This is a genomic window from Pseudomonas sp. B13(2017) (assembly GCF_002113245.1).
In the GTDB taxonomy this organism is placed as follows: domain Bacteria; phylum Pseudomonadota; class Gammaproteobacteria; order Pseudomonadales; family Pseudomonadaceae; genus Aquipseudomonas; species Aquipseudomonas putida_Z.
Genome location: NZ_NEJX01000016.1, coordinates 16,696 through 32,718 on the forward strand (window position 1 = coordinate 16,696; position 16,023 = coordinate 32,718).

General features: G+C 63.6%; 17 protein-coding genes. 9 read left to right on the top strand and 8 right to left on the bottom strand.

Features of this window, described 5'->3' with window-relative positions:
* Window positions 1-112: 112 nt before the first annotated feature.
* The 4 genes from CAG44_RS19570 to CAG44_RS19590 all read left to right on the top strand — a co-directional run bounded on the left by CAG44_RS19570 (window position 113) and on the right by CAG44_RS19590 (window position 4,705).
* Window positions 113-373, top strand: a complete 261-nt coding sequence (locus CAG44_RS19570) for a DUF3077 domain-containing protein (protein WP_085692820.1) — start codon at window positions 113-115, stop codon at window positions 371-373.
* Between the two features lie 399 nt (window positions 374-772).
* Window positions 773-2,425 (top strand): acyl-CoA dehydrogenase family protein, encoded by a 1,653-nt coding sequence (locus tag CAG44_RS19580; RefSeq protein ID WP_085692821.1) that lies wholly within the window; start codon window positions 773-775, stop codon window positions 2,423-2,425.
* Window positions 2,426-2,602: 177 nt separating this feature from the next.
* Window positions 2,603-4,066 carry an AMP nucleosidase gene (amn, locus tag CAG44_RS19585; protein ID WP_025340748.1) on the top strand — a complete coding sequence of 488 codons (1,464 nt, stop codon included), beginning with the start codon at window positions 2,603-2,605 and terminating at the stop codon, window positions 4,064-4,066.
* Window positions 4,067-4,072: 6 nt separating this feature from the next.
* Window positions 4,073-4,705 carry a pseudouridine synthase gene (locus tag CAG44_RS19590; protein WP_085591636.1) on the top strand — a complete coding sequence of 211 codons (633 nt, stop codon included), beginning with the start codon at window positions 4,073-4,075 and terminating at the stop codon, window positions 4,703-4,705.
* Between the two features lie 50 nt (window positions 4,706-4,755).
* Here CAG44_RS19590 and CAG44_RS19595 read toward each other — a convergent pair whose 3' ends face one another.
* Window positions 4,756-4,959 (bottom strand): DUF2788 domain-containing protein, encoded by a 204-nt coding sequence (locus tag CAG44_RS19595; RefSeq protein WP_013974331.1) that lies wholly within the window; start codon window positions 4,957-4,959, stop codon window positions 4,756-4,758.
* A gap of 54 nt (window positions 4,960-5,013) precedes the next feature.
* Window positions 5,014-5,490 carry an Lrp/AsnC family transcriptional regulator gene (locus CAG44_RS19600; protein ID WP_003249795.1) on the bottom strand — a complete coding sequence of 159 codons (477 nt, stop codon included), beginning with the start codon at window positions 5,488-5,490 and terminating at the stop codon, window positions 5,014-5,016.
* 395 nt (window positions 5,491-5,885) lie between these two features.
* On the opposite strand from CAG44_RS19600, the gene CAG44_RS19605 reads away from it, so the two are divergent.
* Window positions 5,886-6,671, top strand: coding sequence for a DUF6515 family protein (locus CAG44_RS19605; RefSeq protein ID WP_085692822.1), 786 nt, complete (start codon window positions 5,886-5,888; stop codon window positions 6,669-6,671).
* Between the two features lie 455 nt (window positions 6,672-7,126).
* On the opposite strand, the gene CAG44_RS19610 is transcribed toward CAG44_RS19605, so the two are convergent.
* Together CAG44_RS19610 and CAG44_RS19615 are read right to left on the bottom strand one after the other, a co-directional pair.
* The gene (locus CAG44_RS19610) at window positions 7,127-7,999 is read right to left on the bottom strand and encodes a cation diffusion facilitator family transporter (RefSeq protein WP_085591640.1); all 873 of its coding nucleotides are present in this window, start codon (window positions 7,997-7,999) and stop codon (window positions 7,127-7,129) included.
* Window positions 8,000-8,021: 22 nt separating this feature from the next.
* Window positions 8,022-8,441: a hypothetical protein gene (locus tag CAG44_RS19615; protein WP_013974328.1), complete on the bottom strand. Its 420-nt coding sequence runs from the start codon at window positions 8,439-8,441 to the stop codon at window positions 8,022-8,024.
* 116 nt (window positions 8,442-8,557) lie between these two features.
* Here CAG44_RS19615 and hrpB point away from each other — a divergent pair, with 116 nt between their 5' ends.
* Window positions 8,558-11,086, top strand: a complete 2,529-nt coding sequence (hrpB, locus tag CAG44_RS19620; RefSeq protein WP_085692823.1) for an ATP-dependent helicase HrpB — start codon at window positions 8,558-8,560, stop codon at window positions 11,084-11,086.
* A 151-nt stretch (window positions 11,087-11,237) separates the two neighbouring features.
* Here hrpB and CAG44_RS19625 read toward each other — a convergent pair whose 3' ends face one another.
* On the bottom strand, window positions 11,238-11,732 hold the full coding sequence (locus tag CAG44_RS19625; protein ID WP_170929256.1) for a hypothetical protein: 495 nt from the start codon (window positions 11,730-11,732) through the stop codon (window positions 11,238-11,240).
* 87 nt (window positions 11,733-11,819) lie between these two features.
* Entirely contained in the window at window positions 11,820-12,476 is a 657-nt protein-coding gene (locus CAG44_RS19630; protein WP_085591644.1) for a YciC family protein, read from the bottom strand.
* A 166-nt stretch (window positions 12,477-12,642) separates the two neighbouring features.
* Between CAG44_RS19630 and CAG44_RS19635 the strand changes: the two genes are divergently transcribed.
* A complete protein-coding gene (locus CAG44_RS19635; RefSeq protein ID WP_085591646.1) occupies window positions 12,643-13,398 on the top strand; it encodes a DUF2076 domain-containing protein in 756 nt (251 codons plus the stop codon).
* A 107-nt stretch (window positions 13,399-13,505) separates the two neighbouring features.
* Here CAG44_RS19635 and CAG44_RS19640 read toward each other — a convergent pair whose 3' ends face one another.
* Window positions 13,506-14,036 (bottom strand): hypothetical protein, encoded by a 531-nt coding sequence (locus tag CAG44_RS19640; RefSeq protein WP_085591648.1) that lies wholly within the window; start codon window positions 14,034-14,036, stop codon window positions 13,506-13,508.
* Between the two features lie 364 nt (window positions 14,037-14,400).
* On the opposite strand from CAG44_RS19640, the gene CAG44_RS19645 reads away from it, so the two are divergent.
* The gene (locus CAG44_RS19645) at window positions 14,401-14,880 is read left to right on the top strand and encodes an NYN domain-containing protein (protein WP_004576858.1); all 480 of its coding nucleotides are present in this window, start codon (window positions 14,401-14,403) and stop codon (window positions 14,878-14,880) included.
* A gap of 8 nt (window positions 14,881-14,888) precedes the next feature.
* Complete coding sequence (locus CAG44_RS19650) at window positions 14,889-15,494, top strand: PolC-type DNA polymerase III (RefSeq protein ID WP_085692824.1); 606 nt, start codon at window positions 14,889-14,891, stop codon at window positions 15,492-15,494.
* Here CAG44_RS19650 and CAG44_RS19655 read toward each other — a convergent pair.
* On the bottom strand, window positions 15,491-15,940 hold the full coding sequence (locus tag CAG44_RS19655; RefSeq protein ID WP_015271918.1) for an Lrp/AsnC family transcriptional regulator: 450 nt from the start codon (window positions 15,938-15,940) through the stop codon (window positions 15,491-15,493). The two genes, CAG44_RS19650 and CAG44_RS19655, sit on opposite strands and share 4 nt — an antisense overlap.
* Between the last annotated feature and the right edge of the window lie 83 nt (window positions 15,941-16,023).

Below are 16,023 nucleotides of genomic sequence, written 5' to 3' on the forward strand. Positions count from 1 at the left end.
CTTTCGAGCCTACCGGGTTTCATCATATGCCTGGTTTTCCACCCCGTGTGCAGCTGTCACCCCAATGTGTGGAAACGGACGGGTGGCACATAACCAATATGATGACCAATCCATGACCGACGAAACCAAAACCACCCCTGGCGTTACTTACTTCTACCAAGGCGAAGGCCAAACCCATCCACTGTTCCGCATTGCCGAGGGCATCCCCTGTCGCAGCGCCCGTGAGCAGGCCTCGGAGCTGATGGGCTATGCGCGGGACTTGTCGCTTACCGGTTTGATAGATGGCGACCAGCAAATGATGTGGGCTTCACACTACTTCGCAGCAATGGCCAAGGCGCTGCTGGATGATGCCGAGCTGGGTTTGATGCGCTGAGTTTTGTTTGGCTGCACCGGCCCTTTCGCGGGTGAACCCGCTCCCACAGGGATTGCGTATGCCTCAGGCTATGCACATCTCCTGTGGGAGTGTTTACCCGCGAACATCGGCGCAGCCGATGACGTCCTGCTGCCAGCGGGACTCGCCTTCGATGAGGGTGCTTTCTTGGCCACAGCGCGGGCAGGGGGTGGTCTTGTCGCCCTTTAGCAGCCAGTCTTTACCGTGTACACGGCCCCTGGCCTGGCCGGCAATGCAACTGTCGTGTCGAAAACCTGTCAGCCCCGTTGCATCCCCAAGACATGCCCCCCACCACATGTTTAGTCATTAATGTCACTTTGACTGACTCACAGGGAGTGCTTCACTGGGTCTCTCAAGCCTACCCGGATCCAGGAGCCCACGATGAACCTGCACCAGTACGCTGAAACCCACGAAGTCACCAACCAGCCACCGCCCCTCGACGGTGCCAACCTTTACCGCCTCGACCTGCCGCTACAGGAATGGTCGCGGCGTTTCGGTGCGGGTTGGGCCGAATCGCGGATCGATGCCTACGGTGCCCTGGCCGGCGGCCCGCTGATGCAGGCGGGCTTCCTGGCCAATGCGCACAAGCCGGAGTTCAGCAGCCACGACCGCTACGGCCATCGCATCGACCTGGTCGAGTTCCACCCCGCCTACCACGAACTGATGCGCACCGCCGTCGAGCACGGCCTGCCGTCGCTGCCATGGGCCGAACCCCGCCCAGGCGCCCATGTGGCGCGGGCTTCGATGACCTACCTGCACAGCCAGGCCGAGGCCGGTACCGGCTGCCCGCTGACCATGACCTTCGCCGCTGTGCCAGCGCTGCGGCTGCAACCCGAACTGGCCGAATACTGGCTGCCGAAAATCCTCGCCTGCGAGTACGACCCGCGTAACGTCGGCGACCGTCACAAGGCCGGTGTCACACTGGGCATGGCCATGACCGAGAAGCAGGGCGGCACCGATGTACGGGCCAACACCACCCGGGCTTATCCGGTCGGCGCCGCGGGCCCGGGGCAGCCCTACGAACTGGTCGGGCACAAGTGGTTCTGCTCGGCGCCGATGTGCGATGCCTTCCTGACCCTGGCCCAGACCGAAAAAGGCCTGAGCTGCTTCCTGCTGCCGCGTCACCGCCCGGATGACAGCCGTAACCAGTTCTATATCCAGCGCCTGAAGAACAAGCTGGGCAACAGTTCCAACGCCTCCAGCGAGGTGGAATTCCGCGGTGCCCTGGCGTGGATGGTCGGGGAAGAAGGGCGGGGCGTGCCGACCATCATCGAAATGGTGGCCATGACCCGCTTCGACTGCATGGTCGGCTCCAGCGCCCTGATGCGCCAGGCGCTGACCCAGGCGACCCACCATTGCGCGCACCGCAAGGTCGGCGGGCGGCTGCTGAGCGAGCAGCCGTTGATGCAGAACGTGCTGGCCGACCTAGCGTTGGAAAGCGAGGCCGCGCTGGCCCTGAGCCTGCGCATGGGGCAGGCGCTGGAGCAGCTGGAAGACCCGCAGCAGGCGCATTTCGCCCGGCTGGTCACGGCGGTGGGCAAGTACTGGATCTGCAAACGCGCGCCGGCCATGATCAACGAGGCCGCCGAGTGCCTGGGCGGGGCAGGTTATGTGGAAGACAGCATCCTGCCACGGCTGTACCGCGAAGCGCCGGTCAACTCGACCTGGGAAGGCTCGGGCAATGTGCAGTGCCTGGATGTGCTGCGGGCCTTGTCCAAGGAGCCGGGCGTGCTCGATGCGCTGTTCGCCGAGCTGGGCGATGGGCACGGGGACCCGCGCCTGGCGGCGCACATCGGCAACCTCAAGGGGGCGTTTGCCGACACTGGCGACATGCAGTACCGCGCGCGGCAGCTGACCGAGGATATTGCCCTGGCGCTGCAGGCCAAGCTGCTGCTGGAGGCGGGCAATGCGGTGGTCAGTGATGCGTTTATCGACAGCCGCTTGACGGGGGGCGGGCGCGTGTACGGGGCGTTGCCGCGGGGTGTGGATGTGGCGGCATTGGTGGCCAGGGCGACGCCAGCCTGGGCGAACTGAGCTGGCTTCTTCGCGGGCACGCCCGCTCCCACAGGTACTGCGTCGTGCTTGAGGGCAGTGAAGATCCTGTGGGAGCGGGCGTGCCCGCGAATGGATGCAACACCGATCAATGGGGGTGTATTTAGCCAAGAAGGCAGGCAAGATGGTTCACATGCATGTCCAGACAGGAAGCACAGTGTGAGCCAAGCTTTTGTAGTCGTTGATACCCCCGAACAGGCCGTCGACCGTCTGGCGGCCCTGCATGACCAGGCCACCGGGGCCCTTAGCCAGGCCCTCAAGCGTTACCTGAAGGACCGTACCGAGCCAGGCGTCGAAGAGCGCGACCTGTTCCGCTACCCGGCGCTGCGCCTGACCTACTACAGCCACGGTGAAGTCGCCGCCACCACGCGGGCTTACGCCAAGGTTCAGGTGGCCGGTACCTACAGCGTCACCATCACCCAGCCGGCTGCTTTCCGTGGCTACCTGCTGGAGCAACTGCGCCCGCTGATGCACGACTACACCGTCACGGTAGAGGTCGGCGTCAGCGAACAGAACATCCCTTACCCCTACGTGGTCGATCAGGGCGACGAACTGGCCGGCAGCGGCATCACCGCCGCGCAGCTGGCGCGGGTGTTCCCCAGCACCGACCTGTCGGCTGCCACCGACAACATCGCCGACGGCCTGTATGACTGGGGCAGTGCCGAAACCCTGCCGCTGGCGCTGTTCGATGCCGCGCGGGTCGACTTCTCGCTGCGCCGTCTGGTGCACTACACCGGCAGCGACTGGCGCCATGTGCAGCCATGGATCCTGCTGACCAACTATCACCGCTATGTCGACCAGTTCATCAGCCACGGCCTCGACCAGTTGCGTGACGACCCGCGCTTCGTGCGCATGGTGCTGCCGGGCAACGTGGTGATCGAAAAGGGCATGGACCACGGTGAAACCCAGGCCCTGGTGGCCAGCGTGGTCTGGCACCGCTACCAGATGCCGGCGTATCACCTGATCGCCGCCGATGGCGACGGCGTCACGCTGGTCAACATCGGCGTCGGCCCGTCCAATGCCAAGAACATCACCGACCACCTGGCCGTGCTGCGCCCGCACTGCTGGCTGATGATCGGCCACTGCGGCGGCCTGCGGCAGTCGCAGACCATCGGCGATTATGTGCTGGCACACGCCTACATGCGCCGTGACGGCATTCTCGACCGGGTGGTGCCGCCGAACATCCCGATTCCGGCCCTGGCCGAAGTGCAGCTGGCCTTGCAGGAAGCCGCCGCGCAGGTCACCGGCGAGCGTGGCGAACAGCTGAAAAAGCGCCTGCGCACCGGCACCGTGCTGACCTACGACGACCGCAACTGGGAGCTGCGCTGGGCCCAGGAGCGGCCGCTGATCAACCTGTCGCGTGCCGTGGCGGTGGACATGGAAAGCGGTACCATTGCCGCCCAGGGTTACCGCTTGCGCGTGCCGTACGGCACCTTGCTGTGTGTGTCCGACAAACCGCTGCACAGCGAGATCAAGCTGCCGGGTTCGGCCAACGCCTTCTATAACCGGGCGGTCAGCCAGCATCTGAAGATCGGCATTGCCGCCCTCGACTTGCTGCGCACCGAGCTCAACTCGCTGCACTCGCGTAAACTGCGCAGTTTCGATGAGCCGCCGTTCCGCTGAGGATCCATGTCACTGCCACCCCGTTCCAAGCCGCGCCGCCCCCAGGCGCGGCCTGCCACCGGCCCGCGTCGCCAGCCCAAGGCGCCACCGGCCGAGCCGCGCCTGATCCTGTTCAACAAACCGTTCGACGTGCTGACCCAGTTCAGCGACGGCGACGGGCGCGCGACGCTCAAGGACTACATCGACATCCCCGGCGTGTACCCGGCCGGGCGGCTGGACCGCGATAGTGAAGGCCTGTTGCTGCTGACCAACGATGGCGGCCTGCAGGCGCGCATTGCCGACCCGAAGCACAAACTGGCCAAGACTTACTGGGTTCAGGTGGAGGGGGAGCCGAGCGAGGAGCAGTTGCAGCGCTTGCGCGATGGTGTGGAACTGAACGATGGGCCGACCTTGCCGGCCGAGGCGCGGCGCCTGGACGAGCCCGAGCTGTGGCCGCGCAACCCGCCGGTGCGTTTTCGCAAGAGCGTGCCGACCAGCTGGCTGGAGCTGGTTATTCGCGAAGGGCGTAACCGCCAGGTGCGGCGGATGACGGCGGCGGTGGGGTTGCCGACCTTGCGCCTGGTGCGGGTGCGGATTGGCGACTGGGCGCTGGATGGGTTGGAGCAGGGCTGCTGGCGCGAAGTGGCCGCCAAGCTTTAGTCCAGTTCAAGGGCCATTCGCGGGCACGCCCGCGAATGGCCCTGAATTTTCTACACCCCTTCGAGAAACCCCACCACCACGCTCTTGATGATAAAGGCCAACACCCCCAGCCCCAGCACGAAGAACAGGATCAGCGTCCCGAACCGCCCGGCCTTGGACTTTTTCGCCAGGTCCCAGACGATGAAACCCATGAAACCGATCAGCACGGTGACCAGGATGATCATCATCCACTCTTCGAATACGGCGGGATCCATCGGTGTTCTCCAGGCGGGTTGAGCGTCCGATTATACGCCTGCTGGCGCAGGCAATTAACGCAGGTGGGTCAAGGGCAGCTCGGTGCTGGCCAGCACCTGGTTCAGCACGAAGCTCGAACGCACGCTGGTGACACCTTCAATGCGGGTGAGGCTGCCTAGCAGCAGTTTCTGGTAGTGGTCCATGTCGGGCACCACCACCTTCAGCTGGTAGTCGGCATCCATGCCGGTGACCAGGCTGCATTCAAGCACCTGTGGCAGGTTGCGGATGGCCGCCTCGAAGGTTTCGAAACGCTCCGGGGTGTGGCGGTCCATGCCGATCAGCACATAGGCAGTCAGGCTCAGGCCCAGCTTCTTGCGGTCGAGCAGGGCCACCTGGCGCGAGATGTAGCCATCGTCCTCCAGTTGCTTGACCCGACGCGAGCATGGCGAAGGCGACAGGCCGATGCGTTCGGCCAGTTCCTGGTTGGAAATGCGCGCATCGCGCTGCAATTCGGCGAGGATGCTCAGGTCGTAGCGGTCAAGTTTGCTCATGGTTTATGCCTTTTCTGTTCGGATTGCGGTGAATTATCAATCCAGGGTGAAAAATTGCGCAAGTGCTATTTATCCGAGCAATCTTCGCAATCATCTGCCGCAACCTGTCCGGTATCTTTATCCACAGAATCACTGCCCGGACATCAGTCCACGGCGACGCGCCCTAGGCGGGCGGTCGCGGCCAGCCATCCAACAGGATCTGCAGGCCCCCGGGCTACACACCTTCCAGAAGACGGTGTGAGGTGAGCCGGCGCCACAAGTGCCGAGCACGGACGACAATTCCTGAAGGGAGGCCCAGCGGCCTCCCTTTTTTCATGTCCGGAAATTTAGTTGGCGTGCGTGACAGGCGCGGTAGACTGGCTGTGGTTGCCGTATTTTCTACCGAGAGGAACAGCATGAAGTCGCGCATCTGGCAGTTGGCAGGTGTTGGTGTGTTGGGGTTGAGCATCAGCCTCGGGGCCATGGCCGAAGGGCCGGGCGAGGGGGCGCCGGGCCGCTCGCTCAATTCGCGTGACGAAGTGCAGCAGACCCAGCCGCCACGCCAGGGCTATTACCAGGACATTCCCCGCCGCCATGGCGATAACCGCCACTGGGAAGCCGGTGGCCCGGGGCAACGGCCTGGCGGTGACTGGCAGGGGCGCCCGGATGGTCATGGCAATGGCTGGGGGCCGGGGCCGCAGTATCGCCCGGGGCACACCATCGATCATTTCCCGGACCGCTACTGGAAAGTACCCTACCGTGGAGATGACTATTTCTACTCCGGTGGTTACTGGTATCGCCCCCATGGTGGCCGTTATGTCGTGGTGACCCCGCCCCGTGGCGTGCGGGTCGACTACCTGCCGCCCTATGCGCGGGAAGTCTGGCTGGGCGGGGCGCTGTTCTTCCTGGTGGCCGATACCTATTACCAGTACCTGGCCGACAGCCGCGAGTACGTGGTGGTCAACCCGCCGGTTGCCGCGCCGGCACCTGTAGGCGGTGGGTATGACGTGGTGGCCTACCCGATGTATGGACAAGGGCAGGAGCAGCAGGACCAAGACCGTTACCAATGCCACCGTTGGGCGGTGAGCCAGTCAGGGTTCGACCCGGCGACAGCGACTTATGCACCTTCGGCCGATGTGGCGGACAACTACCGGCGGGCGCTGGGCGCTTGTTTCAGCGGCCGAGGCTACAGCATCAACTGAGCCAGATGTGCTGCCTGTCCCGGCCCTATCGCCGGCAAGCCAGCTCCCACAGGGACCGCACCGGCCTGAAGCCATGAGTAGTGCCTGTGGGAACTGCCTGTCCCGGCCCTATCGCCGGCAAGCCAGCCCCCACAGGAACTGCACCGGCCTGAAGGCATGTGTAGTGCCTGTGGGAGCTGCCTGTCCCGGCCCTATCGCCGGCAAGCCAGCTCCCACAGTAACCGCACCGGCCTGAAGCCATGTGTAGTGCCTGTGGGAACTGCCTGTCCCGGCCCTATCGCCGGCAAGCCAGCTCCCACAGAAACCGCACCGGCCTGAAGCCATGTGTAGTGCCTGTGGGAACTGCCTGTCCCAGCCCTTCGCTGGCAAGCCAGCTCCCACTGGTATTGCGCATGCCTTCAGGACGGTGCGGTTCCTGTGGGAGCTGGCTTGCCGGCGATAGGGCCCTTGCAGGTTCACACCGGATCCGCATGCACCATCACATCCGCCTGTGGATAACGCTGGCGGATCACCCTCGAGGCCTCCACGCACAAGGCGTGCGCTTCATGCAGCGGCAATTGCCCCGGCATCTCCAGATGCAACTGCACGAACCACTGGTTGCCCGACACCCGCGTACGCAGGTCGTGCACGCCTTTGACCCCGGGAATGGCCAGCACCAGCGCAGCCATGTCCTCGCCAACATCGCCGGGCAGTTCCTGGTCCATCAGGATGGCCGTACTCTCCCGGGCAATCTGCAGCGCGCTCCAGAGGATATAGACAGCGATGCCCAGGCCGAACAGCGCATCCAGCTGCGGCCAGCCAAAGCGTGCCAGCAGCAGGGCCAGCAGGATGCTGCCGTTGAGCAGCAGGTCCGAGCGGTAGTGCAGGGAGTCGGCCCGTACCGCCGTGGAGCCGGTCAGGCGGATGACCTTGTGTTGCAGTGCCAGCAGGGCAAGGGTCAGCACCAGCGACAGCAGCATTACCCCGATACCGACGGCGGTATCGCCCAAGGGTTGCGGGGTGTGCAGGCGTTCAACCGCCTGCACCCCGATCAGCACCGCGCTGACCCCGATGAACAGCGCCTGCGCCATACCGGCCAGGGCCTCGGCCTTGCCATGGCCGAAACGGTGGTCGTTGTCGGCCGGGCGCAGGGCGTAGTGCACGGCGAGCAGGTTGAGGAACGAGGCAACGGCATCCAGTGCCGAGTCGGTCAGCCCGGCCAGCAGGCTGACCGAGCCGCTCAGCCACCAGGCCAACGCCTTGCTCAGGACCAGGATGCTGGCCACCGCCAGCGAGGCGCGAGTGGCCAGGCGTAGCAGGCGCTGGTGTTCAGCCGGGGTGGTCATCATCCGTGGGTAGTGTCCTTGTACTTCAGGCTGCAGGTACCAGGCCCAGGCTGGCCAACTGCTCGATGCTGCCGCGATGCTGGATCAGCCGAGGGTCGTTCAGCGGCAGGCGCTGGCCCAGTTCGCTTTCCAGAATGGCCTGCAACTTCAGGTTGTCGACCTTGCCATCGGGGCTCACGGCCTCGCGCAGTTTGACCGGGTCGACCTGAGCGGATCGCCCGCCTGAGTAATAAATGGCGCCCGTGGCGAAGTCGATACCGAAGGCGATCAGCCCCGGGATCACGTAGAACAGGATGCCGATGGCATCCATTGCGGCAACCACTGGGTCGATCTTGCCGCCGATCTGGCCGCGCCGTTCCGGGTAGAGAATGGTGCCGCAGGCGGTCAGTTGGGTCAGCAAGGTGACGATGAGGGCGCCACCGATGACGCGGGTTGGGATGCGCATGTAAATCTCCGAAAAGGTATCCAGCAGGGCAAGCGAAGCGCCTGCACCTGAAGCTAAGACCATGATAGAGCAGGCTGGGTTCGCCGTTATACTCGCGGGACTGTTCGAGGACCACCATGATTTCATTACCGATCGATGCTGTCTTGCCCGCTCTGCGCCAAGCCCTGGAAAACCGTGACGAAGCGGTGCTCGAGGCGCCGCCTGGTGCCGGCAAGACCACGCGCGTGCCGCTGGCGCTGCTCAACGAGCCGTGGTTGGCCGGGCAGAGCATTCTCATGCTCGAGCCCCGGCGCCTGGCAGCGCGGGCTGCGGCCGAGCGCCTGGCCAGCGAGCTGGGCGAAAAGGTCGGCGAAACCGTGGGCTATCGCATCCGCCTGGACAGCAAGGTCGGGCCGAACACCCGCATCGAGGTAGTGACCGAAGGCATCCTCACCCGCCGCCTGCAGGCCGACCCGGCGCTGGAGGGTGTGGGGCTGGTGATCTTCGACGAATTTCACGAGCGCAGCCTTGATGCCGACCTGGCCCTGGCATTGAGCCTGAATGGCCGGGAATTGCTGCGGGACGACCCGCCACTGAAGGTTTTGCTGATGTCCGCGACCCTGGAGGGCGAGCGCCTTTCGCGGCTGCTGGATGATGCCCCGGTGGTCAGCAGCGAAGGCCGCATGCACCCCGTCGACATCCGTTGGGGGCGGCCTTTCCAGCCGGGTGAGTTCATCGAGCCACGGGTAGTGGACAGCGTGTTGCAGGCACTGGCCGACCAGACCGGCAGTGTGCTGGTATTCCTGCCAGGTCAAGCCGAGATCCGCCGGGTGCACCAGAGCCTGCAGGAAGCGCTGGGCGAGCGCCCCGAGGTCCTGCTTTGCCCGCTGCATGGCGAGCTCGATCTCGACGCCCAGCGTGCGGCCATCGACCCGGCGCCCAAGGGCCTGCGCAAGGTGGTGCTGGCCACTAACATCGCCGAGACCAGCCTGACCATCGACGGCGTGCGCGTGGTGATCGACGCAGGCCTGGCCCGGGTACCGCGTTTCGACCCCGGCAGCGGCATGACTCGTCTGGACACCCAACGCATCTCCCGTGCCAGTGCCACTCAGCGCGCTGGCCGTGCCGGCCGCCTGGAGCCCGGCGTGTGCTATCGCCTGTGGTCCGAGGCCCAGCATGACCAGCTGGCCGCCCACGGCAGCGCCGAGATCATGCAGGCCGACCTGGCCGGCCTGGCCCTGCAACTGGCGCGCTGGGGTGTTACACCCGAGCAGTTGCGTTGGCTCGACCAGCCTCCCACGGCCGCCTTCGCCCAGGCCCAGGACCTGCTGGCGCGGCTCAACGCCTTCAAGCCCGGCAGCCGTGACAAACTTAGCGAGCACGGCCAGGCCATGGCCGAGTTGCCGGCGCATCCGCGTATTGCGCATCTGCTGTTGCGCGGCCAGGACCTGGGCCTGGCACAGATGGCCTGTGATGTGGCTGCGCTGCTGGGCGAGCGGGATATCCAGCGCGGCGGTGGTGCCGATTTGCACAGCCGGCTGGCGCTGGTCAGTGGCGAAAGCAAAGCTGCCCGTGGCAGCCACGGCGGTGTGCAGCGTGCGCGCCAACTGGCTCGCCAGTACCGTGGCCTGCTGCGTGGCAAACCAGGCGCGCCGGTTGCGGACCCCGATCACCCGCGCTGGCTGGGCGCGCTGCTGGCGCTGGCCTACCCCGACCGCGTCGCCCAGCAGCGCCGCGAGGGCGGTGCGGAATACCGGCTGGCCAACGGCCGTGCGGCGCTGTTTGCCGAAGTCGATGCACTGATGAAGTGCCCGTGGCTGGTGATCGCCGACCTGGGCAGCCGCCAAGGTCAGCGCGAAGAACGCATCTATCTGGCTGCCGAATTCGATCCGGCGCTGCTCGAAAGCGTGCTGGCCGAACAGGTCGAGCGGGTCGATATCCTCGATTGGGACGAGCGTGAGCAGGTGCTGCGTGCCGAACGCCAGACCAAGGTCGGCGAGCTGGTGCTGGGTCGTGAACCGTTACCCAACCTGGATGACGATGCCCGCGCCAAAGCGTTGCTTGGCCTGGTGCGGCGCAAGGGCCTGAACCTGTTGACCTGGACCCCGGAACTTCGCCAATGGCAAGCGCGGGTGGCGCTGTTACGTCAGCTTGATCTGGACAAAGAGGGGCAAAGCGAATGGCCTGACCTGGGGGACGAAGCGCTGCTGGCGACCCTGGAAGAATGGCTGCAGCCATACTTGGGCAAGGTCTCGCGGCTGAGCCATTTCGCCGCCCTGGATGTGTCTTCGATCTTGCGCAATCTGCTGCCATGGCCATTGCCACAGCGCCTGGACGAATGGGCACCGGCGCATCTGGCGGTGCCCTCCGGCTCGAACATTCGCCTGGACTACAGTGAAAACCCACCGATTCTCGCCGTGCGTCTGCAGGAACTCTTCGGCCTCGCCGATACACCGCGTATTGCCCAAGGCCGTCAGCAGGTGAAGTTGCATTTGTTGTCACCGGCACGGCGGCCGGTACAAGTGACCCAGGATCTGGCCAACTTCTGGCGCACGACGTATGCCGAGGTGAAGAAGGATTTGAAAGGGCGTTATCCCAAGCACTATTGGCCGGATGACCCCTTGGTGGCCGATGCGACCGCGCGGGCGAAGCCGCGCGGCACCTGAATGTGACGCAGAGCGGTTGCCAGATCGGTTGCCTTGTTCAGAGGGTTAGAGATCTGGCTATCCTCATGAATCATGTGATTCGGCCAAAGAAAATTTGTGAAGGCTAAGAAGCCCCAATAGATGTGCGCTTCATCGAAGTGCTCCCTATGAATTAATATTTCGTCAGGTCGAAGGTGACGATCTGACCTTTCTTGACATTCAGCGGGGCTAACGTTTCTTGGTACTCGTCTCGTTTGTAGTCAATGGCGCCCACGCTCTGCCCGCTTTGGTCTCGCAGATGACAGATGAGAGATCCATTGAGCAGGTGCAGTGGCTCGATCATCCAGTAATCGGTGACTTCGGCATACTTGTAGAAGCCGAGGTAGCCATTGCGGCTGACACCCAACTTCTTGTCTGTTTGTCCCCAAAGGTGGATGTGATAATGCAGGCGATCTTCGGTTTTGGAGATATAACGGAACTCCAACAGTGGCGGCAGCGTGCGTCCGCCCAATATTAACCAGTCATCCCCAGGGGAGAAATCAAAGAAACTATCATCGGTTTTGTCGCCACTACGACTAAGCCGAGTATTGGCGTAACCACCGTCGAGGCGCATTAAAAGCCGGCCTCGAAACGATTCGGCATATTGAGTGCTGATTGTTTGCTCCATGACGTTTTCCTCTAATGGCATTGAAGGTGTGTTTACACTAATGCCACCGTCGGGCGTGCGAGCAGAATGAAGATTTTCCCAGATGCCTCAAGCCCCGGCTTCACCTTCCAGCAGCATGAACAGGCGATACAGCACCACGGTACTGAACAGCTGCAGGAAGCCGCTCAGGCTGTCCATGGCCAGTTGGGCACCCGCTGCGGGTTCGGGAAAAGCCATCAGCAATAGCCCGTCGATCAGCCAGATCGGTGCCAGCACCCCCAGCACGCAGATCATGATGCGCATGAAGTGTCCGGTGGTCATGCGTGCGCTCTCGCGCATCGACTGCACCACCGGCAGGCCGCGCAGCACCAGCAGGTACTCGGCGAACACCAGGTTGATCATGATCCACACGCCCGGGAAGATGAACAGCGCCAGGCCGGCCATGATCAGCAGCGAGCTGATCAGGATCAGCAGGGCCAGCTGCGGCCACAATTGCAGGGCTCGGGCGAACAGGTCGCGCTTTGCGATTTCCTGGCCATTGCTGCGGGTGTCGAGGTACAGGATCAGCGCGGCGCTGTACAGCGGGTAGAACAGCAGGCTGATCAGCATGCCGTAGGCCGGCGATGCCTGATCGCCCATCTGCCGGTACAGCAGCTGGGTGAGCAAGGCTTCCAGCACCACCAGCGGCAGGCACAGCTGGAGGATGTTCGGCAGGTGGCGGCGGAAGAAGTACAGGGAGTCGCGCAGGACGCTCAGCGGGTTCATCGGTCTACATCGCATGGCAGTAAAAACAGGGGCATAACTTTAGCCCAAAGCAGGCCTGGGGCTGTCACTTGCTGAAAAAAGTTTCACGCCGCCGGTGATTGAATCCCACGCCTGTACGCCCCATCTTTGACGCTGTCCGTTGTCCGCTCCCCCACGAGGTCGCCCCATGAATACTGAAGAACAAACCCTGATCGACGGCCTGTTCGGCCGCCTCAAGCAAGCCGAGGACCCGAGCCAGCCACGTGATGCGCAGGCCCAGGCATGCATCGAGGAACATGTGCGTCAGCAGCCGGCGGCGCCTTATTACATGGCCCAGGCGATCCTGGTGCAGGAGGCAGCGATCAAGCGCCTCGACGAGCAGAACAAGCAACTGGAAGCCGAACTGAAGCAGGCCCGTGCCCAGGCCGAGGCCGCCCGTGCCGGCAGCGCGCCGAGCAATGGCGGTGGTGGTTTCCTGTCCAGCATCTTTGGTTCGTCTGGGCGCAATGCGGCCCCGGCCGTGCAACAGCAGCGTCCAGCTGCAGCCCCCGTGGCATCTGGCGGTGGCTGGCGTGAGCCGTCGGCGCCGGGCTTTTCCCAGCCACAAACGCAGCAGCCTGGCTTTGGCGCTGCACCGGCACGCAGTGGTGCCAGCAGCTTCCTCGGCGGCGCAATGCAGACTGCAGCCGGTGTGGCGGGTGGTGTGTTGCTGGCGCAGGGCATCAGCAGCCTGTTCAACCACAACTCGCAGCCGGAGGAGGTGGTAGAGGTGATCAAGGAGGAGCCGGCGCCGGCCAGCGACAGCGGTGGCTGGAGCGACTCGGGGGCGCAGCAGCAGGTGGCTGACAACAGTGGTTGGGGCAGCGACCAGGGTGGTTATGCCGACAGCGATTATGGCAGCGATGATGGCGGGTTCTTCTCGGACGACGATTCGTACGTCTGACAGGTCTGGCATACTGCTGGCCAAACCCAGAGGTACATGACAATGCATGGCCGTGTACCTCGGGTTTTCCAGGGGCAACCTGTCAGGGGGCAGGTGCAGCCTGGCAGCTATCGGCGCGTGATAAGAAATGTCGCAATGTCGCCATCGTTCGTATTCAGATAGACATTCCTGTCCGGAGGCATGTGATACAGCGTTTTCACGGTACGGCCCGTATGGTCGCGCAGGCGGCAGCGCAGTGTGTCAGGGCCCCATTCCAGCGGTTCGAGTTTTATCAGGTCGACCGGTGAGTTGGTTCGGTACAAACCAAGATAGCCGTTGCGGCTGATCTCGACCTTTCTGTCGCTGTCGGTGCCCGTGCCGTTGATGTAGACATGGATTCGATCCGTTGTCTCGGAGTGGTATTCGATGTTGAACGTGGTGGGTGCTGCTTGGCGTCCGGTGATCAGCCAGCCTTCCTCCTGGCCGAGCCCGGAAGCGTCGCTCAGCCAGACTGGTTGATCTATCCCCGGTGAGTCGAAAGTCATTATGTCTTTGTACCTGTCTTGTGTGCCGTCCCAGTATTTCCAGACCGACTGACAATGTATGTGCGCCTTGAAAGATTTTGCTTCTGCGATCCAGTTGGTAATGCTGTTACTCATGACTGTTCTCCAATGAGGGAGTTGAACTCCCTATGCGTGGGTACAGTAGTAAGGCGCGGGACCGGGCCGAAGCTTGAAGTACTTCCTTGTTCATTGGCATTGCATGGGCGAGCAAGGCTGGGAGGCGACTACGTGGAATGCCGTCAGCGGTTATGCCAGCGATGATGGAGGGTTCTTCTCGGACGACGATTCTTGCGTTTGACAGGTCTGGCATACTGCTCGCAATTTTGGGGGCGCTTTGCGCCCCTTTCGCGACACAAGGCCGCTCCTACAAGGGTACGCGAACCCCTGTAGGAGCGGCCTTGTGTCGCGAAAGGGCTGCAAGGCAGCCCCCAGCACTCCAGGCCGACCAAGGGGTTCCAAGGTGAAAAAGATCGCGCTGTTCGCCGATGTGCAGAACCTCTACTACACCGTGCGCCAGGCCCACGGCTGCCACTTCAACTACACCGCCCTGTGGGCCGATGTCAGCCGCGAAGGCCAGATCGTCGAGGCCGTGGCCTATGCCATCGACCGTGGCGACAGCAAGCAGCAGCAGTTCCAGCAGATCCTGCGCAATCTCGGTTTCGATGTGCGCCTCAAGCCCTTCATCCAGCGCAGCGATGGCTCGGCCAAAGGTGACTGGGATGTGGGTATTACCCTGGATGTGATCGACGCCGCCAGCCGCGTCGACCAAGTGGTACTGGCCTCCGGCGATGGTGATTTCGACCTGCTGCTGGAGCGGGTGATACAGCGCCATGGCACCGAGGCGGTGGTGTATGGTGTGCCCGGGCTTACCGCACTGTCGCTGATCCGTGCCGCCACCCGTTATGTGCCCATCGAGGGTGCGCTGTTGCTAAAACACTGAGATTTTTCATGGAACGTATCGCTGTCATCGACTTTGAAACCACCGGCATCAGCCCCGGCGCCGGCTGCCGCGCCACTGAGGTGGCGGTGGTGATGCTGGAGGGCGGGCGCATCGTCGAGCGCTACCAGAGCCTGATGAACGCGGGTGTGCCGGTACCGGCCTTCGTCGCCGGGCTCACTGGCATCACCACCGCCATGCTGCGCAGTGCGCCGCCGGTGGACAAGGTGATGAACGAGGTGGCCGAGTTCGTTGGTGGCACCCCGCTGCTGGCACACAATGCCGCCTTCGACCAGAAGTTCTGGGACTACGAACTGAGCCGCATCGGCCGTAGCCGCAGCCAGGCCTTCGCCTGTTCCCTGCTGCTGTCACGGCGCCTGTTGCCGGCGGCACCGAACCACAAGCTGGGCACCCTGACCCGCTGGGCCGGGCTGCCGGATACCGGTACCGCGCACCGGGCCATGGCCGATGCCGAAATGGCCGCCAACCTGCTGCAACATCTGGCTGGCGTGCTGCGCCAGAGCCACGGTGTACAGCAGCTTTCGCACGACCTGCTCTGCCGCCTGCAGAAAACCCCGGCCGCCAAGGTTCGTGAAGCTCTGGCCAAGTACTGTTAGGGCTTCTTCTCCAGTTGCGCCAGCGGCACCCGCCGCTCCACAGCGCTGGAGAGAATGATCGAGGTCTTGCTGAAGCCGAACTGCGCGACCCGGTTGATCAGTTCTTCCAGCTCCGGCATGGAACCCACCGCTGCCTGCATGATGACGCAGGGGTCGCCGGTTACCCGGTGGCATTCGGTCAACTGGGGGATCTGGGTCAACGCTTCGTAGGCCTGCTGGTTGCCGTGGCTGGCCAGGCGCAGTTCGATCACGCACTGGATCGGCAGGCCGATCTTGCTCATGTCGACCTTGGCCTGGTAGCCGGTGATAACCCCGCTGGCCTCGAGCTTGGCCACCCGCTCGGCCACCGCCGGTGCCGACAGGTTCACCTGGCGCGCCAGTTGCGCGAAGGTGGCGCGGCCATTGTCGAGCAGGGCGGCGAGCAGCATGCGGTCATACTTGTCCATGGGTTATTCCTGCCTGGTTTCGATTCGATTGAAAAGCATCCGAATAACCATGCAATGCAAAGTGTTCGGGTGATTTAAAGCTG

Bases quoted from the DNA above. Each gene is read 5' to 3' on its own strand.
- CAG44_RS19570 (WP_085692820.1), top strand. From the start codon at position 113: ATGACCGACGAAACCAAAACCACCCCTGGCGTTACTTACTTCTACCAA.
- CAG44_RS19580 (WP_085692821.1), top strand. From the start codon at position 773: ATGAACCTGCACCAGTACGCTGAAACCCACGAAGTCACCAACCAGCCA.
- CAG44_RS19590 (WP_085591636.1), top strand. From the start codon at position 4,073: ATGTCACTGCCACCCCGTTCCAAGCCGCGCCGCCCCCAGGCGCGGCCT.
- CAG44_RS19595 (WP_013974331.1), bottom strand. From the start codon at position 4,959: ATGGATCCCGCCGTATTCGAAGAGTGGATGATGATCATCCTGGTCACC.
- CAG44_RS19600 (WP_003249795.1), bottom strand. From the start codon at position 5,490: ATGAGCAAACTTGACCGCTACGACCTGAGCATCCTCGCCGAATTGCAG.
- CAG44_RS19605 (WP_085692822.1), top strand. From the start codon at position 5,886: ATGAAGTCGCGCATCTGGCAGTTGGCAGGTGTTGGTGTGTTGGGGTTG.
- CAG44_RS19610 (WP_085591640.1), bottom strand. From the start codon at position 7,999: ATGATGACCACCCCGGCTGAACACCAGCGCCTGCTACGCCTGGCCACT.
- CAG44_RS19615 (WP_013974328.1), bottom strand. From the start codon at position 8,441: ATGCGCATCCCAACCCGCGTCATCGGTGGCGCCCTCATCGTCACCTTG.
- hrpB (WP_085692823.1), top strand. From the start codon at position 8,558: ATGATTTCATTACCGATCGATGCTGTCTTGCCCGCTCTGCGCCAAGCC.
- CAG44_RS19625 (WP_170929256.1), bottom strand. From the start codon at position 11,732: ATGGAGCAAACAATCAGCACTCAATATGCCGAATCGTTTCGAGGCCGG.
- CAG44_RS19630 (WP_085591644.1), bottom strand. From the start codon at position 12,476: ATGAACCCGCTGAGCGTCCTGCGCGACTCCCTGTACTTCTTCCGCCGC.
- CAG44_RS19635 (WP_085591646.1), top strand. From the start codon at position 12,643: ATGAATACTGAAGAACAAACCCTGATCGACGGCCTGTTCGGCCGCCTC.
- CAG44_RS19640 (WP_085591648.1), bottom strand. From the start codon at position 14,036: ATGAGTAACAGCATTACCAACTGGATCGCAGAAGCAAAATCTTTCAAG.
- CAG44_RS19650 (WP_085692824.1), top strand. From the start codon at position 14,889: ATGGAACGTATCGCTGTCATCGACTTTGAAACCACCGGCATCAGCCCC.
- CAG44_RS19655 (WP_015271918.1), bottom strand. From the start codon at position 15,940: ATGGACAAGTATGACCGCATGCTGCTCGCCGCCCTGCTCGACAATGGC.